We start from the raw sequence: 25,292 nt of genomic DNA, 5'->3' as shown, positions 1-25,292 counted from the left end.
AACTGCGGTCGGGTCGCGACGCGCCGGTAACACTATGGGAGTGACGCGATGTTGTCGGACCGCGGGCATAGTGTGCCCACCGTGAGTACAGCAGTGGTCGACCTCGAAACTCCGGTTCGCCGCCGCCCGGCGCTGTCACCGTCGCGCGCGGGAGATTTCAAGCAGTGCCCGTTGCTCTACCGTCTGCGCGCGGTGGACCGCATTGCCGCGCCACCGTCGCGCGCTCAGCTCAAGGGCACCCTCGTGCACGCGGCTCTGGAGGCGCTCTACTCGCTTCCCGCGCCGCAGCGCGTGAGCGATCGCGCAGTGGCCCTCGTCGACGAAGCGTGGCGGACCATGCTCGCGGACAACGAGTTCGCGCGTGAGGTGGTGCCGGCCGAGGAGTCCGAAAAGTTCTTGACCGAGGCCAGGAACCTGGTCACCGGCTACTACGAACTCGAGGACCCGACCCGCTTCGAACCGCAGTCCTGCGAAATGCACATCGAGACCGAGCTGGAGAACGGCGTGGTGCTTCGTGGGTTCGTCGATCGGATCGATGTCGCCCCCACCGGGCAGGTTCGGGTGGTCGACTACAAGACCGGGCGCGCGCCGCGTGAGATGAGCGAATCCAAGGCGCTGTTCCAGATGAAGTTCTACGCGCTCGTCCTCCTGCGCACCCGTGACGTGGTGCCGACCCAGCTTCGGTTGCTCTATCTCGCGGACGGTCAGATCTTGACCTACTCCCCCGACCGCGACGAGCTGCTGCGTTTCGAGCGCACCCTTACCGCGATCTGGACGGCGATCCTGGAAGCCGGCCGCACCGGCGATTTTCGGCCCAAGACGTCGCGGCTCTGCTCGTGGTGCGAGCACAAGGATCTGTGCCCCGAGTTCGGTGGTACGCCCCCGCCGTACCCGGGGTGGCCGCAGGCGCCGGCGGAGGATGCGGTGTTCGAGGAGCCGCTCGAATGAACAGCGGGCAGGCCGGAGGCCGGTCGGAATTTAGCGGGCAGGCCGGAGGCCGGTCGGAATTTAGCGGGCAGGCCGGAGGCCGGTCGGAAGGCACAGGCCAGCTGTCCTATTTCGTTCCGGTGGAGCCGGTGCGGGAGGGATTCGAACGATTTCTCGCGACGTCGCACACGGTGAGCGTGTGGGCCGACACCATGCAGCACGGCGCACCCCCGTCGGCGCTTCTCACCCGCGCTCTGGAGCGGTGCTCGCCGCGGCCCGGGCAGCGGCTGAGCCGGATCACGGTGGAGATTCTCGGCCCGGTTCCCGTTGCGGAGATCGAGGCTCGGGCGTGGGTGGAGCGGCCCGGATCACGGGTCGAGATGCTGGCCGCAGAACTGATCGCGCGGCGGCCCGACGGATCCGACCGCGTCGTCGCTCGCGCAACGGGCTGGCGAATAGCGCTGTCGGACACGGCAACTGCCACGCACGACGCCGACCCGGCGCTCAGGCCCGGACCCGACGACTGCGAAGCCGGGTGGGGCTTCGCATCCGATTGGCACGGCGGATACCTCGACTCCCTCGAGATGCGTGGATCGCAAGCGCCCGACGCCACGCGGGGACCCGGCCGCGTGTGGGCCAAGCCGGTCGTGGCGCTGGTGGACGGCGAGGGATACACACCGCTCACCAGGCTGATGTCCGTCGCGGACATCGCCAACGGTGTCGGTGCCCGTCTCGACGCCGGTACGTGGACATTCCTCAACACCGACCTCTCGGTGCACCTCTACCGCGAGCCCGTCGGCGAGTGGACGGGCGTGCAGTCCGAGACGTCGATCGGACCGGACGGGGTCGGGATGTGCTCCGCCGTCCTTCACGACGAGGTGGGGCCGGTCGGCAGATCGGCGCAGATTCTCGAAATCCGCAGGCGTTAGAACGCCCGGCAGGACCGAATGTCCGACGCGAGAATGGCTTTGGCACCGAGGTCGGCAAGCTGGTCCATCACCGCGTTGTGTCCCTTGCGCGGAACCATGGCGCGGATGGCCACCCACGCCTCGTCGGCCAACGGCGAGAGCGTCGGCGATTCGAGCCCCGGTGTGATCAATACGGCCTCGTCGAGGATGGTCCGCGGGCAGTCGTAGTCGAGCATCAGATACTGCTGCGCGAACACCACGCCCTGGATACGGGCGATCAGCTGATTGCGCGCACGGTCGTCGGCGGGCGCCCCGACCTGTTCGATCAGCACCCCCTCGGAGTCGCACAGCGACTCGCCGAAAGCAACCAGGTTGTGCTGACGCAGCGTGCGGCCCGAGCCGACGACGTCGGCGATCGCGTCGGCCACGCCGAGCTGAATCGAGATCTCCACGGCGCCGTCGAGACGGATGACCGTTGCGTCGAGCCCCCGCTTCGCCAAGTCGGCCTTGACCAGATTCGGGTACGAGGTTGCGATCCGAAGTCCCGCGAGATCCTCCGGCGCCCAATCCTTTCCGGCCGGAGCGGCGTATCGGAAGCTGGAGCGACCGAAGCCCAGGGGCAGCCGTTCCGACACCGGCGCACCCGAATCGAGTGTCAGGTCACGCCCGGTGATGCCGAGGTCGAGTTCCCCCGATCCGACGTAGATGGCGATGTCCTTGGGACGGAGGAAGAAGAACTCGACGTTGTTCGACGGGTCGAGGACGGTGAGGTCGCGTGAATCGGTGCGGCGGCGGTATCCGGCTTCGCTGAGGATCTCGGCGGCGGATTCGGACAGCGAACCCTTGTTGGGAACGGCTACGCGGAGCATGGGTGAGTCCTTAGGGTGTCGGTCAGGTAGGCAGAGTCAGGGCGTGTGTCACAGATGTCGGTAGACATCGTCGAGCGACAGACCCTTGCCCACCATGAGCACCTGCACCCAGTAGAGAAGCTGCGAAATCTCTTCGGCGAGGGCGTCATCGCTCTCGTGCTCGGCGGCGATCCACACTTCACCGGCCTCTTCCAGAATCTTCTTTCCCTGCGAATGCACGCCGGCGTCCAGCGCAGCCACCGTTCCCGAGCCTTCGGGTCTGGTTGCGGCGCGGTCCGTCAGTTCGGCGAACAGGCTCTCGAAGTTCTTCACGGGTGGTGATTGTTCCACGGTCTCAGACCAGGGCCGCCTGCAGGTCGGACAGGGTCAGCCCGTCGAGCGTGGTGCGGAAGGTGCGTCGAGCACCCTCCGGAACATCTACGTCGGAGGGAACCACGACTACCGCGCAGCCCGCCGACGACGCGGATTCGGTTCCGGTCGGCGAGTCCTCCACCGCCACGCAGTGGGCCGCGTCGACCCCGAGCAGAGCCGCCGCGCGCAGGTAGGGGTCGGGAGCGGGCTTGGTCTCGGCAACCTCGTCGCCGCACACCGTGGCGTCGAAGTAGTCGCGGCCGATCGTGTCGAGCGCCATTTCGGTCAGGGCGCGCTCGGTGTTGGTGACCAGCGCGCACTTGAGACCGGCTTCGCGGACCAGATCGAGGGCATCCTGCGCGCCGGGCCGCCACGGCAGACCTTCGCCGAAGAGTTCTGCGACCCGCGCGTTGAGCCATCCAGCGCTGCCCGCGAGGGCCTCGTCGGTGGCTTCCACCCCGACGTGCGCGTACACCTTGCGCAGCGCCCCCATCATCGAGTTTCCGAGCGTGCTCTCCCGGACCTCGGGGGTCAGATCCTTGCCGAGGGCCGAGGAGAGCTCGAACACCGCGATGTCCCAGAGCTTTTCGGAATCGAGAAGCGTCCCGTCCATGTCGAACAGGACGGCAGTCAAATCAGACATCGAAGCTCTCAGACATTGAAGTTCTCAGACATTGAAGTTCTCAGACATTGAAGTATTTGGCCTCGGGGTGGTGGAGGACGAAGGCGTCGGTCGACTGCTCCGGGTGCAGCTGCAGTTCCTCGGACAGCTTCACTCCGATGCGTTCCGGCTCGAGCAGTGCGACCAGCTTGGCGCGGTCCTCGAGGTCGGGGCACGAGCCGTAGCCGAACGAGTAACGGGCGCCGCGGTATTCGAGCTTGAAGAACCCGTCCACCTCGGCGGGATCGTCCTCGGCCACCTTGTGGCCACCGGGAAGCAGAAGCTCTTCGCGTACGCGGCGGTGCCAGTACTCGGCGAGCGCCTCCGTGAGCTGAACCCCGATTCCGTGGACCTCGAGATAGTCGCGGTACGAGTCGGCGGCGAACAGCTCGTTCGCGAAATCGGCGATGGGCTGGCCCATGGTGACCAGGTTCATCGGCAGCACGTCCACCTGACCCGTCTCGCGGGCACGTTCACGGGATCGAACGAAGTCGGCGATGCACAGGAACCTGCTGCGGTCCTGGCGCGGGAAGGTGAACCGCAGGCGCTCTGGTGCGTCGGGCTCGGGCGACTCGAGCACGATCACGTCGTCGCCCTCGGACACGCACGGGAAGTATCCGTAGACCAGCGCAGCGTGCGCGAGGATCCCGTCGGTGCTCAGTCGGTCGATCCAGTAGCGCAACCGGGGCTTGCCCTCGGTCTCGACCAGATCCTCGTAGGACGGGCCCTCACCCGCACGCGCGCCGCGCAGGCCCCATTGCCCCAGGAACAGGGCACGCTCGTCGAGAAGGTTCGAGTACTCGGCCAGCGAGACGCCCTTGACGATGCGGCTGCCCCAGAACGGCGGTGTCGGCACGTCCAGGTCCGCGGCGACGTCGGACCGTTCCGGAATCTCGACCTTGACTTCCTCGGCCTTGCGCTTGGCCGCGATTCGCTGCGAACGTTCGTGACGCTCCTTGCGCTCGGCCGTCTTCTTCTTGGCAGCGAGCGCCTCCGGGCTGTCGGGGGCCGGCCCCGATCCCCGCTTGGTGCTCATGATGGAGTCCATCAGGCGCAGACCCTCGAAAGCGTCACGGGCGTAACTGACTTCACCGTCGTAGACCTCCGAGAGGTCGTTCTCGACGTAGGAGCGAGTGAGCGCAGCACCGCCGAGCATCACCGGGAACTGCTCGGCCACGCCTTTGGCGTTGAGCTCGATGAGGTTTTCCTTCATGACGACCGTGGACTTCACGAGCAGTCCGGACATGCCGATGACGTCGGCACGCTTGTCGATGGCGGCTTCGAGGATGGACGAGATCGGTTGCTTGATACCGAGATTGACGACCTCGTAGCCGTTGTTGCTCAGGATGATGTCGACGAGGTTCTTTCCGATGTCGTGAACGTCGCCCTTGACGGTGGCGAGCACGATACGACCCTTGCCGTCCTCGTCGCTCGCCTCCATGTGCGGTTCCAGATGCGCGACAGCGGCTTTCATGACCTCGGCGGACTGCAGCACGAACGGCAGCTGCATCTGCCCCGAGCCGAACAGCTCGCCCACGGTCTTCATCCCGGACAGCAGCGTCTCGTTGATGATCTCGAGGGGCGGCTTCTCCGTCATGGCCTCGTCGAGATCGTTTCCGAGTCCCTCGCGCTCGCCGTCGACGATGCGGCGCTCGAGCCGGTCGAACAAAGGCAGACCCGCCAGTTCCTGAGCGCGCGACTCGCGTGCCGACGCGGCCGACACGCCTTCGAACAGCGCCATCAGCTTCTGCAGCGGGTCGTAGCCCTCGCGGCGGCGGTCGTACACCAGATCGAGGGCGGTCTCGCGCTGCTCGTCCGGAATCTTGTTCATCGGCAGGATCTTCGACGCGTGCACGATCGCGGTATCCAGCCCGGCCTCGGTGCACTCGTGGAGGAACACCGAGTTCAGGACCTGGCGCGCAGCCGGGTTCAGGCCGAACGAGATGTTGGAGATGCCGAGCGTGAAATGCACCTCGGGGTGCGATTCATGCAGTCGCCGAATGGCTTCGATGGTCTCGATGCCGTCTCTGCGCACCTCTTCCTGGCCCGTGGAGATCGGGAAGGTGAGGGCGTCGATGATGATGTCCGACTCGGGCAGACCCCAGTTCTCGGTGATGTCGGTGATGAGCCGCTCGGCGATGCGCACCTTCCAGTCCGCCGTGCGCGCCTGTCCCTCTTCGTCGATCGTCAGTGCGACGACTGCTGCGCCGTGCATCTTGACCAGACGCATGATCTTCTGGAACCGCGAGTCCGGACCGTCGCCGTCCTCGTAGTTGACCGAGTTGACCGCGCTGCGGCCGCCCAGGTGCTCGAGTCCGGCCTGCAGCACGGCGGGCTCGGTGGAGTCGAGCATGATCGGCAGCGTCGACGAGGTGGCCAGGCGGCTCGCGAGCGCGGACATGTCCGCCGCGCCGTCGCGCCCGACGTAGTCGACGTTGAGGTCCAGCATGTGCGCACCGTCGCGGGTCTGATCCTTCGCGATGTCGAGGCACTTCTGGTAGTCCTCGGCCAGCATGGCGTCACGGAACGCCTTGGAGCCGTTGGAGTTGGTGCGCTCGCCGACCATCAGAATGCTGTTGTCTTGATCGAACGGCACAGCGGCGTACAGCGAGGAGACCCCGCGCTCGGGAACGGGCGAGCGATCGGCCTTGCGTGCGTCGTGCACGGCGTCGGCCACCTGGCGAATGTGCTCGGGCGTGGTGCCGCAGCAGCCGCCGACGAGCGACAGACCGAACTCGGTGACGAATCCGCTGAGCGCCTGCGCCAATTCCTCGGGCTGCAGCGGGTATTCCGCACCCTTCGGGCCGAGTTGCGGCAGACCGGCGTTCGGCATGACCGAGACGGGGATGGTGGCGTGCTGGGAGAGGTGGCGCAGGTGCTCGCTCATCTCGGCAGGCCCGGTGGCGCAGTTGAGTCCGATCAGGTCGACGCCGAGCGGCTCGATGGCCGTCAGTGCGGCGCCGATCTCGCTGCCGAGAAGCATCGTTCCGGTGGTCTCGACGGTGACGTGGGTGATGATCGGCAGTCGCCGACCGAGCTTCTCCATTGCGGCCTGGCTGCCGAGCACGGCCGCCTTGACCTGGAGCAGATCCTGGCACGTCTCGATCAGGATGGCGTCGGCGCCGCCGTCGATCATGCCCAGCGCGGCCTCGGTGTACGCGTCGCTGAGCGAACGGAAGCCGGCGTGGCCGAGGGTGGGCAACTTGGTTCCGGGACCCATGGACCCGAGGACGAAGCGGCCCATTCCGTCGCGACCCGGGCCCATCTCGTCGGCGACCTCGCGGGCGAGGCGGGTGCCCTTCTCCGACAGCTCACGGATGCGATCCGAGATGTCGTAGTCGGCGAGGTTGGGCAGGTTGCAGCCGAACGTGTTGGTCTCCACGGCGTCGGCGCCGGCTTCGAAGTACGCGCGGTGGATGTGGCGAAGCACGTCCGGCCGGGTGTCGTTGAGGATCTCGTTGCATCCCTCGAGGCCGAGGAAATCGTCCAACGTGAGGTCTGCGTCCTGCAGCATGGTGCCCATGGCGCCATCGCCGATCACAACGCGCTGTGCCAGCGCATCGAGCAGGGCGGAGTGGAAGTCTGCAGGCATGGCCTCCAGCGTAGTGGTCACGTCGGACACTGGGCCTCGTCGGTGGGGCGCGGGTCGTAGGCTGGGCGGGTGAGTGAGCCAGAATCGCCCCGAGTCGAGTCCACGCCGGACCCCGAGTCCGTGGATGTCGAGCCTGTGGAGACTTCGTCCCCGGACCCTGCGACCTCGATCGACGAATCGGACGACGACGCGATCCTGCCGTCACTGCGCAAGCCTGTCCTGGTCGCGGCGTTCGAGGGATGGAACGACGCGGGCGATGCAGCCAGTGGCGCGGTCGAACACCTCGAATTGATCTGGGACGCCAATCCGTTGGCCGAACTCGACTCCGAGGACTACTACGACTACCAGGTCAACCGCCCGACGGTGCGCCAGGTCGACGGCGTCACCCGTGAGATCGAATGGCCGTCGACCCGCCTGTCGGTGTGTTCTCCGCCCGGAAGCGACCGCGACGTGGTGCTGCTGCGCGGGATCGAGCCCAACATGCGCTGGCGCAGCTTCTGCGACGACCTCCTCGAGTTCATCGACCAGCTCGGCGTCGACACGGTCGTCATCCTCGGCGCGCTGCTGGCCGACACGCCGCACACGCGCCCGGTCCCGGTGACCGGAACCGCCTACAGCACCGAATCGGCCGAACAGTTCAACCTCGAACAGACGCGCTACGAAGGACCCACCGGCATCACCGGTGTGCTCCAGGACGAGTGCGTCAAGGCCGGAATCCCGGCCGTGTCGCTGTGGGCCGCGGTGCCCCACTACGTCTCCCAGCCCCCCAACCCCAAGGCCACGGTCGCGCTCCTGCAGCGCGTCGAGGACGTTCTGGACATCGAGGTCCCTCTCGGTGAACTGCCGACGCAGGCCGAGGACTGGGAGGAGGCGGTCACCGAGATGACGAAGGACGACGACGAGATCGCCGAATACGTGCGCACCCTGGAAGAACGAGGCGACGCCGAGGTGGACATGTCCGAAGCTGTGTCCAAGGTCGACGGGGACGCTCTCGCGGCGGAGTTCGAGCGCTACCTCAGGCGCCGGGGTCCCGGCAGCTTCGGCGTGTGACGAGTCCGCTCCGGTCACGTCTGCAGGTTTCTGCCCTCTACCTCGGCGGATTTCTCGGACCGTTCGGCGGCGCGGTCGTCGCGTCGATGCTCCCGGAAATGGGTTCAGGGCTCGGCGTGTCGCCGGGTTCCGCCTCGTCTTCGCTGACCGCGTATCTCCTTCCGTTCGCCCTGACGATGCTGGTGTCCGGCACGCTCGGCGCTCGCTGGGGCCGGCTGCGCACCGTGCGCCTCGCCTACGGCGTCTACCTCCTCGCGTCGATCGCGTGTGCCGTCGCGCCCGGTCTCGGGTTTCTCCTCGGCGCCCGCGTGGTGCAGGGATGCGCCAACGCGTTCACCACTCCCCTGCTTCTCGCGACACTCGCGATGATCACGCCCAAGGCTCGGCTGGGACGGGTGCTCGGCACGTTCGGCGCGCTGCAGGCGGCGGGTCAGACGAGTGCACCTCTGGTGGGCGGCATCGCCGCCGAATTCGACTGGCGTTACGCCTTCGTCGTGCTCGCGGTGGTGTCGGCGCTGCTCGGTGCCATCGGCTTGCCCGCGCAGGCGGCGGCCCCGGCTTCCGCAGCACCGGAACGACTGCGCGACGCGCTGACGGCGCGTGTGCTGCGTATCGGGGTGGTGGCGCTGCTGGGGTGGGGCGCCCTCGGCGGTCTGAGTTTCCTGCTGGCGTTTCGCGCCGAGGACGATTTCGGTCTGTCGCCCGGGCTGCGAGGCCTGCTGCTGACCGGATTCGGTGCGGCCGGGATCCTGGCCGCACGGCCCGTCGGCGCGCTCATCGACCGCATCGGGCCGCGGCGCACCATCGTGGTCGGCGCGGTGGTCGGTGCGGCACTCGTCGCCGCAGCCGGGACCCTGAACGTGGTGATCCTGGTGGGATTCGTGTGGGCCTTGGCGGGCGTGGCGTCGCAGTTCGTCCTGGTCGGGGTCAACGCGGCCGTGCTCGGGTCGTCCGGCCCGAACCGCGGGGGCTCGGTGTCGGTGGTGCAGTCGTTCCGGTTCACCGGTGCGGCGCTGGCGCCGTTGGCACTGACCCCGGTCTACAACGCTCACCCGGCAGCGGCGTTCCTGTTCCCGGCGATGTTGCTCGCGGTGGCCGCCCCGCTCGTGATGCCGTCTCCTGACACCGGGGCGGCGGGCCTCGAGAGGTCTTCCTGACGTCGCTGTAACCCGGCCGCAGCGTTCCCGTCACCGCGCCCACGGACAGTCGTGCCATGGCCAGCACACCGCAATTCCTCCAGGGCGTCTTCTCCTTCACCGGCCACGGGCTCGGCAAGCCGGAGCCCATCGACTCGATGTCCTACGTCGTGCCGCCGGGACTGACGGCGCAACCCCTCTACTTCCGCGGGGGCAACTCCTCCGACGAGCTCATCGTGGTGACGTTGACGCGCGACGGCGAATCGATGCGCGTGTTCCCGATGGGCGCCAAGAGCAGCGTCAACGTTCCGCTGCGCGTGGTCGAGGACGTCGATCCCGACACGACCCTGGAACTGGTGGTCGCCGCTCCCGAAGGCTGCTCGGGCGAGGTCGTCGTCGACTTCGGCATGGTCACCTTCTGATGTCTCGCCAACGACTGCTCGTCGTCGGCAACGGCATGGCCGGTGCCCGCACGGTCGAGGAGATCTTCGCCCGCGGGGGCGCCGAGAAGTTCGACGTGACGATGATCGGCGACGAGCCGTACGGCAACTACAACCGAATCATGCTCTCGCACGTGCTGTCCGGCGAAAGCTCTATCGACGACGACGATCTGATGCTCAACCCCATGGCCTGGTACCGCGAGAACAACGTGACGTTGTTCGTCGGTGACCGCGCGGTCAAGCTCGATCGCTTCGCGAAGGCGGTCACGTGCGAGAGTGGCCGGATCGTCGAGTACGACGTGCTGATCATCGCGACGGGAAGCAACACCTTTTTCCCGAACATGGACGGTCTGCGTGAGCCCGACGGCCGACTTGCCAAGGGCATCTTCGGTTTTCGCACCATCGAGGACACCAACGGCATGCTCCAGATGGCGCTGTCGGGCGACGACGTGCGCGCCGTCGTGATCGGCGGCGGGCTCCTCGGCCTCGAAGCGGCGTACGGCTTGCGTACTCAGGGTATCGACGTGGACGTGGTCCACTCCCCCGGACATCTGATGAACCAGCAGCTCGACGAGCGCGGCGGTCGGGTGCTGCGCAACAAGATCGAGGGGCTCGGCGTCGGCGTCCACACCAACAAGCGCACCACCTCGGTGTTGCGGGCCGAGGACGGTTCCGTGGCCGGCGTGGGGTTCGCCGACGGCACCACCCTGCCCGCGTCCATGATCGTGGTGACGGCGGGCATTCGGCCCAACGTCGAGCTCGCCCGCGGCGCCGGGCTGGTGATCGAGCGCGGCATCGTCGTGGACGATCAGATGCGTTGCGAGGACGAAGGGTCGATCTTCTCGGTCGGCGAATGCTGCCAGCACCGCGGCGAGGTCTACGGTCTGGTCGCGCCGCTGTGGGAACAGGCGGCGGTGCTCGCGGACGTCCTAACCGGCGCGAATCCCGCTGCCGCGTATCACGGTTCGCGCCTGACGACCAAGCTCAAGGTGGCAGGAGTCGACGTCGCGGCCATGGGTGTGAAGGGCCCGGAGCGCGACACCGACGAATTCGTCCAGTTCTACGAACCACGCAGCGGCACATACAAATCCGTGGTGGTCCGCGACAACAAGCTGATCGGCGCCATGCTGCTCGGCGACATCAGCAAAGTCAGCTTCCTGACCCAGGCGTTCGACGAGAAGGTGCCGCTTCCCGACGAGCGCATCTCGATGCTGTTCGACATGGGCACGCCCAGCGCCGAGACCGGTGCGGCCGAACTGTCGGACGACGTGAAGGTGTGCAACTGCAACGGCGTCACCAAGGGCGACATCGTGGCGTGCGTCCACGGCGGCGCCAAGACACTGGCCGACGTCGTGGCGAAGACCCGCGCAGGCAAGGGATGTGGCTCGTGTAAGGGCCTGGTCGGAGACGTCGTCGCGTGCGCGGCAGGCGGTGCACTCGAGGTCGACCCCGCAGCGAACTGGTACGTCCCGTCGATCCCGATGACCAAACCCGAACTGATCGACGCCATTCGCGAGCGTGATCTTCGCTCGGTCTCACAGGTGTTCGCCGAGCTCTCGACGGACGGCGTAGAGGACGTCGCGTCCAAGATGCCGCTCGCGTCGCTGCTGCGCGTGGTGTGGGGTCCGGACTGGGTCGACGAGCGAGGCGCGCTGTTCATCAACGACCGGGTGCACGCGAACATTCAGCGCGACGGGACGTTCTCCGTCGTCCCGCAGATGATGGGCGGCGTCACCACCCCGGATCAGCTGCGCACCATCGCCGACGTGGCGGACAAGTACAACGTTCCGCTGGTGAAAGTGACCGGCGGACAACGCATCGACCTGCTGGGCATCAAGAAGGAAGACCTGCCCAAGGTGTGGGGCGACCTCGACATGCCGTCCGGCTACGCGTACGGCAAGAGCATGCGAACTGTCAAAACCTGTGTGGGAAGCGATTTCTGCCGGTTCGGGCTCGGTGACTCCACCGCTCTCGGGATTGCGATCGAGCAGCGTTTTCAGGGTCTCGAGACGCCGGCCAAGCTCAAGATGGCGGTGGCCGGCTGCCCGCGCAACTGTTCCGAGGCGCTGTGCAAGGACTTCGGTGTGGTGGCCGTCGGAGACGGGCGGTGGGAAATCTACGTCGGTGGCGCCGCGGGTGCTCACATCCGCAAGGGCGACCTGCTGGCCACCGTCGACTCACCGGAGAAGGTTCTCGAGATCGCCGGGCGCTTCATGCAGTACTACCGCGAAGACGCGAAGTGGCTCGAGCGCACGTACGCCTGGGTTCCACGCGTCGGGCTGGGGGAACTGCAGGCCATCTTGATCGACGACCGCGACGGCATCGTCGCCGGTTTGGACGAGCGGATGCAGAGTTCCATCGACGGGTACACCGATCCGTGGAAAGAACGGGCCGCGCCCAAATCGCCCGCCCAGTTCCAGCCGTCGTTGCCGCTTCTCCCGCTGCCTCAGGTTCCGGTCCGATGAGCGCGGCAGTGGCAATGCCCGTCGGGCACGTCACCGACCTCACGCCGGGCGAGGGCCGGACGTACGTCGTCGACGGCCGGCAGATCGCGGTCTTCCTTCTCGGCGACGGAACGGTCCGGGCCACGGCCGCTCTCTGCCCCCACAAGGGCGGACCGCTGGCCGACGGGCAGATCGACGGGAGGGTCGTCATGTGCCCGCTGCACCAGTACCAGTTCTCGTTGACCGACGGCCACTGCACGTCGGACGGAATCGCGTCGGTGGACGTCTACGAGGCCTCGGTTTCGGACGGTCAGGTCTTCGTCAGGCTCTGAGGTGTTCGTCGAGCGCTGAGGTGTTCGTCGAGCGCTGAGGTGTTCGTCGAGCGCTGAGGTGTTCGTCGAGCGCTGAGGTGTTCGTCGAGCGCTGGGGTGGACCACCTACCCTGTTCGAGTGACCGCATCAGCCGACTCTTTTCTCGTCGACGACCGGATGCGGCTCTTCTCCTTCGCCACCGCGGAGAAGCGGTCGGACTACCTGCGTGTTCTCCGGGCGTTCGAGCAGGCGCGCACCGGGTACGTCGTGCTGCTCCACGCCGGCGAGGTGGCCGACCTCGTGTCCGGCGACGATCTGACGCGCATCGAGATCGCGCCTCTGCTCGAGCAGTTGCACTCCTGGGGCGTTCTCGAGCGCAGCTACGACGGCACCCGCGCGGCCACGCTCGCCGAGTACCGCAACCGCCACTACGTCTACCAGTTCGCCCGAGTCGGCTATCAGGCGTATCGCGCCGTCGAGGACGTTCTCGCGGCCCGGCCGGAGGACTCGTCGCTGTCTCGACTCGTGCTGCCGGAAATCCTGGCCGATCTGGACGACCTCGCCGCCGCGAACGCCGAGGGCAATGCCGACCTGGTCTATCGCAAGCTCAACCGTCTCGATGCCGCGCTCGGCGAGATGGCAATGCGCGCAGCGCATTTCTACCTCTCGCTCGGTGATCTCGTGCGGACCACCGAAGTCACCCCCGAGTCGTTTCTCACCCACAAGGACGCACTGCTCTCGCACATGCGCGAGTTCAGCCTCGACCTCGCACGGTTCGCGCCCAAACTCGCCGACGCCATCGGCCGGGTCGAGGCCACCGGCGTCGACGCGCTGCTCGACCGCGCCTCGCGGAGCGACGAGCGCGTCTTCATGACCCCGGACGAGCGTCGGGACGACTGGGAATCGCGGTGGACCGGTCTGGTCCACTGGTTCGTCGACTCCGCGGACGGCGCAGGCACGACTGGCGGGCAGGCCGGAGGCCGGTCGGGAACGACTGGCGGGCAGGCCGGAGGCCGGTCGGGAACGACTGGCGGGCAGGCCGGAGGCCGGTCGGGAACGGAGGCGGACCGACTGTCCGAGGGGACGATGAGCGCCATCGCGGCGGTGCTGTCGTTGCTTCGCCGCGTCACCGAGACCCGTAAGGGCGGCGTGAGCCGCGAGTCGCAGCTCCGCCACCTCGCTGGCTGGTTCGCGTCCACGCCCACCGAGGATGCCGCCCACGCACTGTTCGGGGCGGTGTTCGGGCTCGGCCGACCGCGGCACCTGTCGATGGCGCACCCCGACGACGACATCATCCCCGCCAACCGATCCTGGTGGGACGCCCCGCCGGTCGAGATCGCGCGCACCCTCGCCGAGACCGGCCGTACCCCGGCAACCGGTGCGCCGGCACGGGTGCAGCGCAACGATGCCGGTGTGCGACGCCTCCGTGAGAGCCAGCTCGAGGACCAGCGTCGACGCGCCGCTGCAGCGTCCTCGCTTGCCGCAGGCGACGTCTACGAGCGGGTCCTGACGGACGAGGAGACCGAGGTACTCCTGCGGCTGCTCACTGCAGCCATGTCCGCGCGTGTCCCGACGGTCGGCCGAGTGACCGACTCGTCGGCCACCGATTCGGGTGTGAAGCTGATCGTCTCGGACGGTGCCGGATACTCCGCGGTGCGCACCCGACGCGGGGTTCTGCACCTGGGCGATCAGCGTGTGCGGGTGGAACCGCTGTGAGGGCCCGCAGCATTCCGAGTCTGGCGCTCGATTCCTATCAACGCGCGGCGCGGGTGGCGTTGTCGAATCACCTTCTCACCCGCACCTATCCGGATCGCATTGCGCTGCCGCTGCTTCGGCGCTGGGCCACCGAGTTGCGCGAGGACATGCTGGAGCTGTTCGGCTACAAGCTCGAGGTCACCGAAACCACCGCGCGCCTCTATCCCGTACAGGATCGGCTGGACCCGACGCAGCCCGCGAAAACCTCGACCGACCGCGTCTTCGACCGTCGCCGCTACGCATTCCTCGCGTTGGCGCTGGCCGCACTCGGCCGGGCCGGCGACCAGATCACGTTGTCCGAGTTGGCCGATCACGTCGCCTCCGAGGCCTCCCAGGTGGTTGGAGTGGACCTCGACACCGAGCGCGCGGCCGATCGTGACGCGTTCGTCGACGCCGTCGGTTGGCTCGCTGCCCGCGGCGCCATCCGCCTCGCCGACGGCGACGCCGGTGGTTGGGTGAGCAATCCCGATGCGGGCGAAGCGTTGTACGACATCGACCGGTCCGTGGTGGTGGCGTTGTTCCGCCCGCCGCGGGCGCTGCAACATCTCCGCAGCGCAGCCGCCCTGCTGTCGACTCCGTCAGACGATCCCGGCGACATCGCCCGGCGCGCCCGACGCGCTCTGGTCGAACAACCCGTGGTCTACACCGCCGGCGGGCTCGACGCACGCTCGATCGACGACGTTCAACTTCTGACGGGCCTCGTGGTGGAACGCCGAGCGGAGGGCCTGGCGTTGATCGACACCTCGGGGCGGTTGTCCGACACCAGATTTCCGTCGACGGGCACCGTCGCGCAGGTCGCGCTGCTCCTCGCCGGTGAGATCGCCGATCGTGTCCTCGATCCGGACGCATCCGACGCGCGTGAGTACTCGGTCGACCTCGATCCGACGGCAGACCTGGTCGCCGCGCTGGACGGCGCCATTCCCGAAGCCGGCGTCTTCGACAGTCTGGTGGACGATCCGGACGACCCGGATGCGATCGACTCTGCGGGTGCCACGCTGTCGCAGGAGGAACAGCGACACCCGTTCGTGGCCGATTCGTGGATCGCCGACACCGTCGACGCGCTCGTCGACACCTACGGTCGCACGTTCGCCGCGCAGTGGCAGTCGGACCGCGCGGGTGTCCGCGCCGCGGCGGTTGCGCTGCTGGCCAAGCTGTCCCTCGTTGCCCCCGCCCCCGGTGGCGTGGTCGCCCTGCCCGCTCTCGCTCGTTATCGAGGCGTGGTCGTGACCGTGCGGGAACGCGTTACCGAGCCAGATCTGTTCGAGGAGTGAGACAACCGATGTCGACACGCAGCAGCCGCTTCCGTCCCACCCGAGCGGGGATCGTGAACCTGTGGGACTACCGCGATCAGGAGTTCTCGTTCGCCGACGGCAGGCTCGTTCTGCGCGGTCCCAACGGTTCCGGCAAGACCAAGGCGCTCGAGGTGCTGTTCCCGTTCGTGCTGGACGGTCGGATCGAGCCACGTCGGTTGAATCCGTTCGCCGGCGAGGAACGCACCATGAAGTCCAACCTGCTCTATCGCGGGCAGGACTCCGCACATTCCTACGTGTGGATGGAATTCGCCCGCGGTGACATGAACGATCCGGAGGCCGTGACCGTCGGAATCGGCATGCGCGCCACCAAGTCCGTGGACAAGGTGACGCGGTGGTACTTCGTCGCCGAAGGCCGTGTCGGCGTGGACTTCTCCCTGCTCGGATCGGACGACCGGCCGCTGACGAAAAAGCAACTGGCAGAACAGATCGGCACCGACTCCATCGTCGATCGTCCGCTCGACTACCGCGCGGCGATCGACGCCCGCCTGTTCGGGCTGGGCGCGGAGCGCTACGACCAGCTCATCAACTTGATCCTCACCCTGCGCCGCCCACAGCTGGCGAAGAACCTCGACCCGAAGGGTCTCTCCCGCGCACTGTCGGACGGACTGCGCCCCCTCGACGAGCATCTGGTGCTCGAGGCCGCGCGCTCGTTCAGCGACATGGAAGAGGTCGGAAGAGCGCTCGACGGACTGGTGCAGGCAGACCAGGCGGCAAAACGGTTCGTCGGCGTCTACTCCAAGTACATTGCCGTGCAAGCGAAGACGGATGTGGATCAGGTCACCCGCCGACTCGAGGCCGTCGACCATGCCACCGTCGCACTGTTCGCCGCGAAAGCGTTGCGCGAGCGACGGCGCATCGAGCGGGTGGAGGCCGAGCACCGCTTCGACGCCGCTGAGCGCGCGCTGGATCTGGCGCTGGCCGATCAGCAGACATTGCAGCGCTCGTCCGCCTACGAGGGCAAGCAGCAGCTCGACGACCTCGCCGACGCCGTGCGGGGCCTCGAGGTGTCCACGCAGCAGCAGGTCGAGAAAGCCCGTAAGGCAACAGAATCCGTCGATATCCGGCAGCGTGAGGCCGCCGAGGCGTCGACGAAGCTGCGCGTGGCCACCGCCGCCATCTCGCGTGCCGAGGACCAACTGCTCGCCGCCGCCGAAGACGCGGGCATCGCGTGGACGGCCCTGCCTGCGGACGCGCGCACCGAGCAGATCACTGCAGCCGTGCGTGGGCACGCCGAGGAGCGCGACGGTGACGTCCGGGCGGTCCGTGCCGCGATGTCCGTGGTGGACCGGGCAACAGCCGACCGCACCCGGACGGAGCGGTCGGCAACCCGGGCGCACGAACTGCACGACGCAGCGGCGATCGCCGTGCACCAGGCCGAGGTGGCCGTCGAGGCCGCGCGTGGGGCCTGCGCCGCCGACCTGCGCGCATGGTGGTCCGCCCACTCCGAGATGTTCCACTCGCCGTCACTGCTGGGCATGCTCGACGATGCCCTCGCCGTGGTCGGTGAGGACGACGCACCCACGCTCGCCGACGTGGTGAGCGAGGCGACACGCGACCCGCTCGACCAGCTGCGCGCCGGGGCTCAGGATGCGCAGCGCGAGATGGACACGGCCACAGCACGACTCGCCGAGTTGGCGTCCGAACGTGCGTCGATCGCCGAGAGTCACGACGACGCGCCGCCCGCGTTCGCGGCGCGCACCGCCGATCGGTCCGACCTGACCGGTGCTCCGCTGTGGCGTCTCGTGCGCTTTGCCGACGGCGTGTCCGAATCCGACGCGGCAGGCCTCGAAGCAGCACTCGAGGCGGCGAACATTCTGGACGGCTGGGTCACCGAGACCGTGCCCGGCGGCGCAATCTCCGATCAGTTCCTCACGGCCACGGACGCTCCCGCGTCCGGTCGCACCCTCGCCGATGTCCTCGTCGTGGAAGACGACATCGACGTGCCCACCGAGTTGGTACACGGCATTCTGCGGTCCATCTCGCTCGACGATCGAGGTGCCACTGTTCGCGTGGGAGTCGACGGAACGTTCGCCCAGGGCGTGCAACGCGGAGGTCACCTCAAGCCGGCAGCCGAATACATCGGCGCCACCGCACGAGCGCAGCGCCGAGCTGCCCGCATCGCGGCGATCGACACACTGACGCAGGAGATCGAGGAGAAGCGGGCCGAGTACTCACACCTCGCCGCGGACGCCCGCGACCGTATCGACGGCATCCGGCGAGCCGCGAAGTCGCTGCCCCGAACCACGTCGATCACCCACGCACTACGCAGTCTCGTCGACGCGTCCGGGGCACTGCGATCGACCACCGAGGCCGTCGCATCCGCCGATCGCGAACTCGACGTGGCCGTGGCCGAACTCTCCGCGGCCGAGCGGACGTTGCGCAGCGAAGCACTCGCGCACCGGGCACCGCATCGAGCGCGTGACCTCGACGCACTCGCCGCAGCCATCCGCCACTTCGAGAACATGGGTTCGTCGATCCTGCGGTACCGCAGCGACCTCGACCGTGCCTCGGAGCGCGGACGCGAGGCGCAGGCACGGCTCGACGAAGCTCGTTCCGTCGCCGAGGAATTGATGGAGGAAGCGGCGATCGCCGAGTCCGGGTATGAGCAGCAGGTCGGCAAACTAGAAACCTTGCGCGACACGATCGGGGCCAGCGCCGACAAGATCGACGCCGAGTTGGCAGCCGTCCGCCTTCGCATCGAAGAGTGCAAGAAGGAACAGCGCGCCGCCACGAAGGCCGATCGAGAGGCCGGTGAAGCGATCGGCAAGGCCGAGGGCGGGCACGAAACGGCCGTGGCCGGACTCACCACCGCACTCACCGAGACGATCGCCGACGCCGGTCGGCTGGCTCCGTATGCGCACCGCGACATCCTGGCGATCGTCGGTGCGGCGCAGGACTGCACGTGGCCCGCAAGCGATGCCGCCTGGTCGACGGTCGAGCAGTTGCTTTACCGGACGGAGGCGGCCGAGGGACCCGACGACGCGCCCGACGTCCTGCCGGCCGAAGTGCACCGGCTGCTGCGTGAGTTGGCGGCGGCCACCGACGCGGTGAAGGTCACCGATGCGTCGAGGAAGTCGACGCGTAGTGCGTTGACCGCAGCTCTGCAGGAGTTCGACGCGCAGCTCGCGGCCTCCGGCCAGGACTTCCGGCTCAGCTGGGACGCGGTCGACGGCGTCACCGTCGTGCGTGTGCAGGACGAGCAGGGATACTCGAGCATCGCGGACTTCGCCGATCGCATCGACGCGGCTCGGCGCGATCAGGAAACCCTGCTCACCGACGCCGAGCGCCGCATCCTCGAAGATGCGCTGCTCACCGGTCTCGCGCAGCAGATTCACGAGAGAACGGTCGACGCCAAGGAACTCATCGCGCGCATGGGATCGGAGATGAAGGCACGTCGAATGTCCTCGGGCAACACGATCGGCGTGCACTGGGTTCTGGCCGACACGTTGGACGACGACGCGCGTGCGGTGTCCAAACTGCTCGACCGCGACGCCTCGGCGCTCGGGCCCGACGAACTGTCGTCCATGCGGGCGCACTTCGCGTCGCAGATTCGGACCGCGCGCGCGGCGCATCCGGAGCGCTCGTATCCCGAGATCCTCACGTCGACACTGGATTACCGACAGTGGCGGGTCTTCGCGTTCACGCTCATCGGTGGTGACGGATCCGAGGACCGGCTCACGGTGGCGCGGCACAGCGCCCTGTCCGGCGGCGAGCAGTCTGTGTCGCTTCACCTTCCGCTGTTCGCCGCCGCGCACGTCATGCTGTCCTCGGCGGACCCGCATTCGCCTCGGCTGCTCGCGCTGGACGAGGCATTCGCCGGTGTCGACGACAACGGCCGGAGCGAATTGCTCGGTCTGAGTGTGCAATTCGATCTGGACCTGTTCATGACCGGTTACGACCTCTGGATCACGTACGCCGGCGTGCCCGGATGCGCGCACTACGATCTCGCGCACTCGACGGCCGAGAACACCGTCAGCGCAGCGCTTCTGGTGTGGGAGGACGGATCACTGCTCGCCGAGCACGACGGCTCGGACCTCGCTGCGGCTCTGGGATCCCCGCGGCGGCGCCGGGTGCCGACGCCGACGTCGGGTGGGCTCGACTTCGCCGAAGTGTGACAATGCTGAAGTATGACAGCGCAGAGGTATGACAGCGCAGAGGTATGACAGCGCTGAAGTCTGAGTAGCGTGTGCGCATGAGCATCGGAGCAGCAGTGCCGATCGTCCGCATCTTCGACGAGGCGATCGCGCGGAAGTTCTACGTCGACTACCTCGGTTTCACCGTGCAGTGGGAGCACCGGTTCGAGCCCGGACTTCCTCTCTACATGCGCGTCGCCCGCGACGCTTGCGTTCTGGATCTGTCCGAGCACCACGGCGACGGCACGCCGGGCACCGTGCTGTGGATCCCGGTCACGGACGTCCGAGAACTCCACGACCAGGTGCATTCCCGACGCCACCTGTTTTCGCTCCGGCCCGGAATCGATCCCGACGGGCCCGGCGGACCCACGATGGAGGTACCCGACCCGTTCGGGAACAGTCTCAGATTCGCTCAGCCCTGAAGCTGAAACTCCCTGAAGCCCAAACCCCCTAGAGCTGAACTCCCAGCAGCGCATCCACCGCGTCCGCGACCAACGTCGGCGCTCCGCTGTCCGAGCCGCCCGTCGACAGCGCATGCCGGGCCCACGCGTCGACGGCGTCGAGCGCTTTCGGAGAATCCAGGTCGTCGGCGAGGTGCTGACGCACCCGGGCCACCGTCTCGTCCGCGGACTGCGCCGACTCGAGCGCGATTGCTTTGCGCCACAATGCGACGCGCTCCTGCGCGGCCGCGAGCACCTCGTCGGTCCACTCACGGTCCTGTCGGTAGTGGCCCGAGAGCAGGCCGAGCCGGATCGCGGCGGCGTCGACTCCGGCGGCACGCAGTTTCGACACCAGAACCAGGTTGCCCAGGCTCTTCGACATCTTGGTTCCGTCGAGGCCGATCATTCCCGTGTGGACGTAGTGGCGCGCGAAGCGGTCCGCCCCCTGCGCAGACTCTGCCGCTCGAAGAGCCTCGGCGTGGGCTGCGGAGAACTCGTGGTGCGGGAAGATGAGGTCGCTGCCGCCGCCCTGGATGTCGAACCCGAACCCGATGCGGTTCAACGCGATTGCAGCGCACTCGATGTGCCAGCCGGGGCGCCCCGGGCCGAACGACGACGGCCAGGATGGCTCGCCCGGACGTTCGGCCTTCCAGATCAGAGCGTCGAGTGGGTTGCGCTTGCCGGGTCGGTCGGGATCGCCACCACGCTCGGCGAAGAAGTGGTCCATCGTCTCGCGGTCGTAACCCGATTCGTAGCCGAACTGCTCGGTGGCGTCGGCTCGGAAGTACACGTCGGGGTTCTCGGCGTCGTCGACGACGTATGCGGCGCCGGACGCCACGAGCTTGTTTACGAGCTCGGTCACTTCGTTCACCGATTCGACGGCTCCGATGTAGTCACGCGGCGGAATCACGCGCAGCGCGGTCATGTCCGAGCGGAACAGGTCGGTCTCGCGGTTTCCGAGGGCAACCCAGTCCTCGCCGTCGCGCTCGGCTCGCTCGAAGAGTGGGTCGTCGACATCGGTGACGTTCTGGACGTAGTGCACGTCGTGGCCTCGGTCGCGGAGGACCCGATTGACGAGGTCGAAGGTCACGTAGGTGGCGGCGTGTCCGAGATGCGTCGCGTCGTACGGGGTGATCCCGCAGACGTACATCGACGCGACGGGACCGGGTGTGACGGGCCTGACAGCACGGTCGGCGGTGTCGTACAGCCGAAGCGGAGGACCTTCGCCGGGAACGGAAGGGACAACGACTTCGGGCCACGACTGCATGGCGCGAGCCTAATCGAGACACCTCCGCGGTCCGGCGCGGGCGTCGCGCAAAGGACGAGCGGCCCTGCCACTACGCTGTGACACGAAACGAGGTGGCCATGACGAGCGAGGTCGACGGGTTCGACGAGTGGCCGACGGGTCGACTGCTCTCGACTGCCGCGCGTCTGGTCGAGCAATCGTGGAGCGAGCTGCTCGAGTCCCACGGCGTCACGCACGCGGGTTTGATTGCCCTGCACACGATTCGCAACGCGTCGCTGTCGCAGCGCGACATGGCACGGGCGAGCCGAGTCACCGATCAGACCATGAGTCGGACGGTGGAGAAATTGGCTCGTTCGGGGATGGTCGAGCGCAAGAGCGACCCGAGCGACGACCGTCGAGTCTTGGTATCCATCACAGACAGCGGCCGAGAGATGCTGGCGACGGTCATCGCATCCGAGCGGGAGGACAGCGCGCTTCATTCCGTGTCCGACCCGGACGCTCTGCGTGATCAGCTGCTGCAGCTCGTACGCGACCTGTCGGGTTCTAGAAAGCCGGCCACGGAATCGGGCGGTGTCGGTCCGGCTTCGGCATGACCGGCCGTGCGATCAACGTTGCCGTCCGCGCGATCAGGGCGTCGATCTCGTTGTCGGTGATGTGCGGGGCGAGCGTGTCGGCGAAGCCGGTGCCCAATTTCTCCGCGAAGGCGACGACGTCGGCCATCGCCCCGTCGTCGATCGCGCGGCCCGCCCAGCCCCACAGCACGGTGCGCAACTTGTCGTCGGTGTGCATGCAGATGCCGTGATCGACTCCGTACACCGATCCGTCCAGACCTTCGAGAACGTGCCCGCCCTTGCGGTCGGCATTGTTGACCAGCACGTCCAGCACCGCCATCCGCTGTAGACGCGGGTCGTCGGCGTGCACCAGCGACACCTCGTCCCCCACGTCGTCGTAGGCCTGCAGGACGGGGATGTATCCGCTGGGAATCATGTCGGGTCGGCACAGGTCGACCATGTCGATGCCCTCCCCGCGCTCCGGATGGTGCTCCGCGGTGTCGATCCATCTCTGCACCATGCCGGGTCCGAACGGTCCGTCGCGCAGGACCGTCGTCGGCACGACGCCCCAGCCGAGCGCCTCGGACACGAGGTAGGACGACACCTCGCGACCGGCCAGGGTGCCGTCCGGAAAGTCCCACAGTGGGCGTTCTCCGCGCACCGGCTTGTAGACGCACCGAAGCGGTGCCTCCTCGTCGGGGCGAGCGATCTCGCAGACGAGGGTGGCGTTGCTGGCGGTGGTGACCTGCCCGACGATGGCCAGTTCTCCGGTGGTCAGCAGATCGGTGTCCGAGGCTCCGCTCAAGATCAGTTCTCGTCGCCGAATTCGGTGGATTCGTCGCCGAGGACCGTTCCGCGGCGATATCCGTTCGTGCGGACACACATGTGTCCGGACGGGGTCAGCGGCTCACCGCACAGCGGGCACGGTGGGCGACCGGCTGCGATCACCCGTTCGCTGCGCGTCGCGAACTCGCGGGCCTGCTCCGGGCTCAGGAACACGCGGACGGCGTCGGGGCCTTCGTCGGTGTCGTCGAGGACGACGGACTCGTCGATCTCCGTCTCGGTGATCGCGAGCAACTCGACCACGACGGCGTTGGCGTCGGCGTCCCACCCGAGTCCCATGGTGCCGACCCGGAACTCGGCGTCGACCGGCATCACCAGCGGGTGGACGTCGCGCGGTTCGATTTCCTCCGGCGGCACGTCCGTGCCGAATCGGCGGTGAACCTCTTCGAGAAGAAGCCCGACCCGATCGGCGAGCACCTGCACCTGCTGCTTCTCGAGTGCGACGCTGACGATGCGAGTCTCGTGGACCGCCTGCAGGAAGAACGAGCGATCACCCGGCTCCCCCACCGTTCCGGCGACGAAACGATCAGGAGTGCGAAATACGTGAATCGCGCGGGACATGAGCACCTCCCTTGATCGCGCCGACGTTCGGAACTGTCATACCCATTATCCGCAGTATTGCGCGTGGCGGACGGTCGACGACGCAGACGGGGCCCGGAATCAGACTTCTCCGCCGGGCACGGCGTCGGACGAGGAGCGTTCCGGCTGGTCAGCGGCGGGCTCGGAGTCGGTCGGCGCGGTTTCGCCAGGAACGAACGCCGACAGATCCCCGCCCGTGTCACCCACTCGGTGCACGAAAGGACGCGTCTCGGTGTAGCGCACGATGCTGATGGACGCCGGTTCGATCATGATCCGCTGGAACTCGTCGAGATGACATCCCAACGCGTCGGCGAGCACCGACTTGATGACGTCACCGTGCGAGCACGCCACCCACAGAGCGTCGCGGCCCAACTCCTCGGCGAGTCTGCGGTCGTGGTCGCGGATGGCCTTGACGGCCCGCGCCTGCACGTCGGCCAATCCTTCTCCGCCGGGAAAGACGGCGGCCGACGCATGCTGCTGCACGACCTTCCACAGCGGCTCGGTGACCAGTTCCTTCAGCCCGCGTCCGGTCCACTCCCCGTAGTCGACCTCCACGATCCGGTCCTCGACCGTGGGCTCGAGCTCACGCGCCGTGGCCAGCGGCGCGACCGTCTGCTCACACCGAAGAAGAGGCGAGCGCACGATGGCGTCGATCCGGAGGCCGTCGAGCCGCTCGACGACCCGTTCGGCCTGAGCCACGCCCGTGACGTCGAGTTCGACGCCCGGGGTGCGGCCGGCCAGCGTGTGGGCCGTGTTGGACGTGGACCGCCCGTGCCGCAAAAGGATGACCGTCATGCTCCCAGCGTAATGACGACCGGCCTCCGGCCTGCCCGGAGGCCACGACCGGCCTCCGGCCTGCCCGGAGGCCTAGGTGGCGGCCACGACTCCCGTGCTCAAGAGGACGAGCACTGCTGCGCCGACGACGATGCGGTAACCGACGAACCAGTAGAGCGAGTGATTGGCGACGAACTTGAGCAGCCACGCGATGGAGGCGTAGCCGAGCACGAACGCGATGATCGTGGCCACGATCAGCTGCGCGCCCGACGCGTTGAGTCCCTCTCCCGCCGGCTCGAACGCGTCGGGAAGCGAGAAGAGGCCTGACGCCGTGACGGCGGGAATGGCGAGAAGGAACGAAAACCGAACGGCCGCTTCACGAGTGAGGCCCATGAACAGGCCCGCGCTGGACGTCGCTCCCGACCGGGACACACCCGGGATGAGCGCCAGACACTGCGCGGCGCCCATGACCAACCCGTCGCGCGTCGTCAGCTTCTCGATCGGCCGCGTCTGCCGACCCACCTTTTCCGCCACCGCGATGACGAGGGCGAAGACGATCAGCATCGTCGCGATGACCCAGAGATTGCGTGCGCCCGTGCGGATCTGGTCCTTCAGCAGATACCCGAGCAGACCGATCGGAATGGTGGCGATGATCACGTACCACCCGATGCGGTAGTCGAGGTTGCCGCGCTGCGACTTGTCGAACAGACCGCGGAACCACGCCGCGACGATGCGTCCGATGTCGCGGGCGAAGTAGATGAGCACCGCCAGCTCGGTGCCGAGCTGCGTGACGGCGGTGAACGACGCGCCCGCGTCGTCACCGAAGAACACCTGCGAGACGATCCGCAGGTGCGCCGAGGACGAGATCGGCAGGAATTCGGTGAGGCCCTGCACCGCCCCCAGAACGAGTGCCTGCAGCCAGGTCATGGACTCGATCACGCGCGTGGCCCCGTTTCGGATCGGGCCGG

At 67.6% G+C, this 25,292-nt stretch carries 21 protein-coding genes; 12 read left to right on the top strand and 9 right to left on the bottom strand.

Translation table 11 applies throughout. From position 1 onward, the window contains the following. Nucleotides 1-48: 48 nt before the first annotated feature. Nucleotides 49-948, top strand: coding sequence for a RecB family exonuclease (locus tag AC59JP_RS05925; protein ID WP_497324682.1), 900 nt, complete (start codon nucleotides 49-51; stop codon nucleotides 946-948). Beyond that, nucleotides 945-1,856 carry a thioesterase family protein gene (locus AC59JP_RS05920; protein ID WP_497324681.1) on the top strand — a complete coding sequence of 304 codons (912 nt, stop codon included), beginning with the start codon at nucleotides 945-947 and terminating at the stop codon, nucleotides 1,854-1,856. Before AC59JP_RS05925 ends, AC59JP_RS05920 begins: the two co-directional genes overlap by 4 nt. On the opposite strand, the gene hisG is transcribed toward AC59JP_RS05920, so the two are convergent. From hisG to metH, 4 genes are read right to left on the bottom strand one after another with little or no spacing between them, the layout of a single operon-like run. Then, nucleotides 1,853-2,704 carry an ATP phosphoribosyltransferase gene (gene hisG, locus AC59JP_RS05915; protein ID WP_497324680.1) on the bottom strand — a complete coding sequence of 284 codons (852 nt, stop codon included), beginning with the start codon at nucleotides 2,702-2,704 and terminating at the stop codon, nucleotides 1,853-1,855. The two genes, AC59JP_RS05920 and hisG, sit on opposite strands and share 4 nt — an antisense overlap. A gap of 48 nt (nucleotides 2,705-2,752) precedes the next feature. Beyond that, the gene (locus AC59JP_RS05910; protein WP_497324679.1) at nucleotides 2,753-3,034 is read right to left on the bottom strand and encodes a phosphoribosyl-ATP diphosphatase; all 282 of its coding nucleotides are present in this window, start codon (nucleotides 3,032-3,034) and stop codon (nucleotides 2,753-2,755) included. A gap of 4 nt (nucleotides 3,035-3,038) precedes the next feature. Beyond that, on the bottom strand, nucleotides 3,039-3,698 hold the full coding sequence (locus tag AC59JP_RS05905) for an HAD family hydrolase (protein WP_497324678.1): 660 nt from the start codon (nucleotides 3,696-3,698) through the stop codon (nucleotides 3,039-3,041). Between the two features lie 40 nt (nucleotides 3,699-3,738). Next, on the bottom strand, nucleotides 3,739-7,308 hold the full coding sequence (metH, locus tag AC59JP_RS05900) for a methionine synthase (RefSeq protein WP_497324677.1): 3,570 nt from the start codon (nucleotides 7,306-7,308) through the stop codon (nucleotides 3,739-3,741). Between the two features lie 168 nt (nucleotides 7,309-7,476). Between metH and AC59JP_RS05895 the strand changes: the two genes are divergently transcribed. The 9 genes from AC59JP_RS05895 (at nucleotide 7,477) to AC59JP_RS05855 (ending at nucleotide 20,313) form a co-directional block, all read left to right on the top strand. Then, nucleotides 7,477-8,358 (top strand): PAC2 family protein, encoded by an 882-nt coding sequence (locus tag AC59JP_RS05895; protein WP_497324891.1) that lies wholly within the window; start codon nucleotides 7,477-7,479, stop codon nucleotides 8,356-8,358. Then, entirely contained in the window at nucleotides 8,355-9,515 is a 1,161-nt protein-coding gene (locus AC59JP_RS05890; RefSeq protein ID WP_497324676.1) for an MFS transporter, read from the top strand. Before AC59JP_RS05895 ends, AC59JP_RS05890 begins: the two co-directional genes overlap by 4 nt. A 56-nt stretch (nucleotides 9,516-9,571) precedes the next feature. Continuing rightward, entirely contained in the window at nucleotides 9,572-9,916 is a 345-nt protein-coding gene (locus tag AC59JP_RS05885) for a molybdopterin oxidoreductase (protein WP_497324675.1), read from the top strand. Then, complete coding sequence (gene nirB, locus AC59JP_RS05880) at nucleotides 9,916-12,399, top strand: nitrite reductase large subunit NirB (protein ID WP_497324674.1); 2,484 nt, start codon at nucleotides 9,916-9,918, stop codon at nucleotides 12,397-12,399. The genes AC59JP_RS05885 and nirB overlap by 1 nt, the downstream gene beginning before the upstream one ends. Next, nucleotides 12,396-12,710 (top strand): Rieske (2Fe-2S) protein, encoded by a 315-nt coding sequence (locus AC59JP_RS05875; RefSeq protein WP_497324673.1) that lies wholly within the window; start codon nucleotides 12,396-12,398, stop codon nucleotides 12,708-12,710. The genes nirB and AC59JP_RS05875 overlap by 4 nt, the downstream gene beginning before the upstream one ends. Before the next feature lie 157 nt (nucleotides 12,711-12,867). After that, nucleotides 12,868-14,406 (top strand): DUF2397 domain-containing protein, encoded by a 1,539-nt coding sequence (locus AC59JP_RS05870; protein WP_497324890.1) that lies wholly within the window; start codon nucleotides 12,868-12,870, stop codon nucleotides 14,404-14,406. Continuing rightward, nucleotides 14,403-15,716, top strand: a complete 1,314-nt coding sequence (locus AC59JP_RS05865; RefSeq protein WP_497324672.1) for a DUF2398 family protein — start codon at nucleotides 14,403-14,405, stop codon at nucleotides 15,714-15,716. Before AC59JP_RS05870 ends, AC59JP_RS05865 begins: the two co-directional genes overlap by 4 nt. An 8-nt stretch (nucleotides 15,717-15,724) precedes the next feature. After that, nucleotides 15,725-19,873 (top strand): TIGR02680 family protein, encoded by a 4,149-nt coding sequence (locus AC59JP_RS05860; protein WP_497324671.1) that lies wholly within the window; start codon nucleotides 15,725-15,727, stop codon nucleotides 19,871-19,873. Nucleotides 19,874-19,950: 77 nt separating this feature from the next. Further along, nucleotides 19,951-20,313, top strand: a complete 363-nt coding sequence (locus AC59JP_RS05855) for a glyoxalase superfamily protein (protein WP_497324670.1) — start codon at nucleotides 19,951-19,953, stop codon at nucleotides 20,311-20,313. Nucleotides 20,314-20,341: 28 nt separating this feature from the next. Here AC59JP_RS05855 and mshC read toward each other — a convergent pair whose 3' ends face one another. Then, nucleotides 20,342-21,598, bottom strand: a complete 1,257-nt coding sequence (gene mshC / locus AC59JP_RS05850) for a cysteine--1-D-myo-inosityl 2-amino-2-deoxy-alpha-D-glucopyranoside ligase (RefSeq protein ID WP_497324669.1) — start codon at nucleotides 21,596-21,598, stop codon at nucleotides 20,342-20,344. Between the two features lie 98 nt (nucleotides 21,599-21,696). On the opposite strand from mshC, the gene AC59JP_RS05845 reads away from it, so the two are divergent. Continuing rightward, the gene (locus AC59JP_RS05845) at nucleotides 21,697-22,170 is read left to right on the top strand and encodes a MarR family winged helix-turn-helix transcriptional regulator (protein ID WP_497324668.1); all 474 of its coding nucleotides are present in this window, start codon (nucleotides 21,697-21,699) and stop codon (nucleotides 22,168-22,170) included. On the opposite strand, the gene AC59JP_RS05840 is transcribed toward AC59JP_RS05845, so the two are convergent. The 4 genes from AC59JP_RS05840 to AC59JP_RS05825 form a co-directional block, all read right to left on the bottom strand. Continuing rightward, entirely contained in the window at nucleotides 22,121-22,933 is an 813-nt protein-coding gene (locus AC59JP_RS05840) for an SCO1664 family protein (protein WP_497324667.1), read from the bottom strand. The two genes, AC59JP_RS05845 and AC59JP_RS05840, sit on opposite strands and share 50 nt — an antisense overlap. A gap of 2 nt (nucleotides 22,934-22,935) precedes the next feature. Next, on the bottom strand, nucleotides 22,936-23,532 hold the full coding sequence (locus tag AC59JP_RS05835) for a DUF3090 domain-containing protein (protein ID WP_497324666.1): 597 nt from the start codon (nucleotides 23,530-23,532) through the stop codon (nucleotides 22,936-22,938). 99 nt (nucleotides 23,533-23,631) lie between these two features. Continuing rightward, nucleotides 23,632-24,345, bottom strand: a complete 714-nt coding sequence (locus AC59JP_RS05830; protein WP_497324665.1) for a histidine phosphatase family protein — start codon at nucleotides 24,343-24,345, stop codon at nucleotides 23,632-23,634. A gap of 72 nt (nucleotides 24,346-24,417) precedes the next feature. After that, nucleotides 24,418-25,263: an undecaprenyl-diphosphate phosphatase gene (locus AC59JP_RS05825; protein WP_497324664.1), complete on the bottom strand. Its 846-nt coding sequence runs from the start codon at nucleotides 25,261-25,263 to the stop codon at nucleotides 24,418-24,420. Nucleotides 25,264-25,292 lie beyond the last annotated feature (29 nt).

It is taken from the genome of Rhodococcus sp. 320_ES (assembly GCF_059691855.1).
This window is presented reverse-complemented; position numbering and strand designations above follow the sequence as displayed.

Excerpts from the sequence above, each read along its gene's own strand:
- AC59JP_RS05845 (WP_497324668.1), top strand. The coding sequence starts at position 21,697 with ATGACGAGCGAGGTCGACGGGTTCGACGAGTGGCCGACGGGTCGACTG.
- hisG (WP_497324680.1), bottom strand. The coding sequence starts at position 2,704 with ATGCTCCGCGTAGCCGTTCCCAACAAGGGTTCGCTGTCCGAATCCGCC.
- AC59JP_RS05860 (WP_497324671.1), top strand. The coding sequence starts at position 15,725 with ATGTCGACACGCAGCAGCCGCTTCCGTCCCACCCGAGCGGGGATCGTG.
- AC59JP_RS05925 (WP_497324682.1), top strand. The coding sequence starts at position 49 with ATGTTGTCGGACCGCGGGCATAGTGTGCCCACCGTGAGTACAGCAGTG.
- nirB (WP_497324674.1), top strand. The coding sequence starts at position 9,916 with ATGTCTCGCCAACGACTGCTCGTCGTCGGCAACGGCATGGCCGGTGCC.
- AC59JP_RS05920 (WP_497324681.1), top strand. The coding sequence starts at position 945 with ATGAACAGCGGGCAGGCCGGAGGCCGGTCGGAATTTAGCGGGCAGGCC.
- AC59JP_RS05855 (WP_497324670.1), top strand. The coding sequence starts at position 19,951 with ATGAGCATCGGAGCAGCAGTGCCGATCGTCCGCATCTTCGACGAGGCG.
- AC59JP_RS05875 (WP_497324673.1), top strand. The coding sequence starts at position 12,396 with ATGAGCGCGGCAGTGGCAATGCCCGTCGGGCACGTCACCGACCTCACG.
- mshC (WP_497324669.1), bottom strand. The coding sequence starts at position 21,598 with ATGCAGTCGTGGCCCGAAGTCGTTGTCCCTTCCGTTCCCGGCGAAGGT.
- AC59JP_RS05885 (WP_497324675.1), top strand. The coding sequence starts at position 9,572 with ATGGCCAGCACACCGCAATTCCTCCAGGGCGTCTTCTCCTTCACCGGC.
- AC59JP_RS05835 (WP_497324666.1), bottom strand. The coding sequence starts at position 23,532 with ATGTCCCGCGCGATTCACGTATTTCGCACTCCTGATCGTTTCGTCGCC.
- AC59JP_RS05830 (WP_497324665.1), bottom strand. The coding sequence starts at position 24,345 with ATGACGGTCATCCTTTTGCGGCACGGGCGGTCCACGTCCAACACGGCC.
- AC59JP_RS05905 (WP_497324678.1), bottom strand. The coding sequence starts at position 3,698 with ATGTCTGATTTGACTGCCGTCCTGTTCGACATGGACGGGACGCTTCTC.
- AC59JP_RS05870 (WP_497324890.1), top strand. The coding sequence starts at position 12,868 with ATGCGGCTCTTCTCCTTCGCCACCGCGGAGAAGCGGTCGGACTACCTG.
- metH (WP_497324677.1), bottom strand. The coding sequence starts at position 7,308 with ATGCCTGCAGACTTCCACTCCGCCCTGCTCGATGCGCTGGCACAGCGC.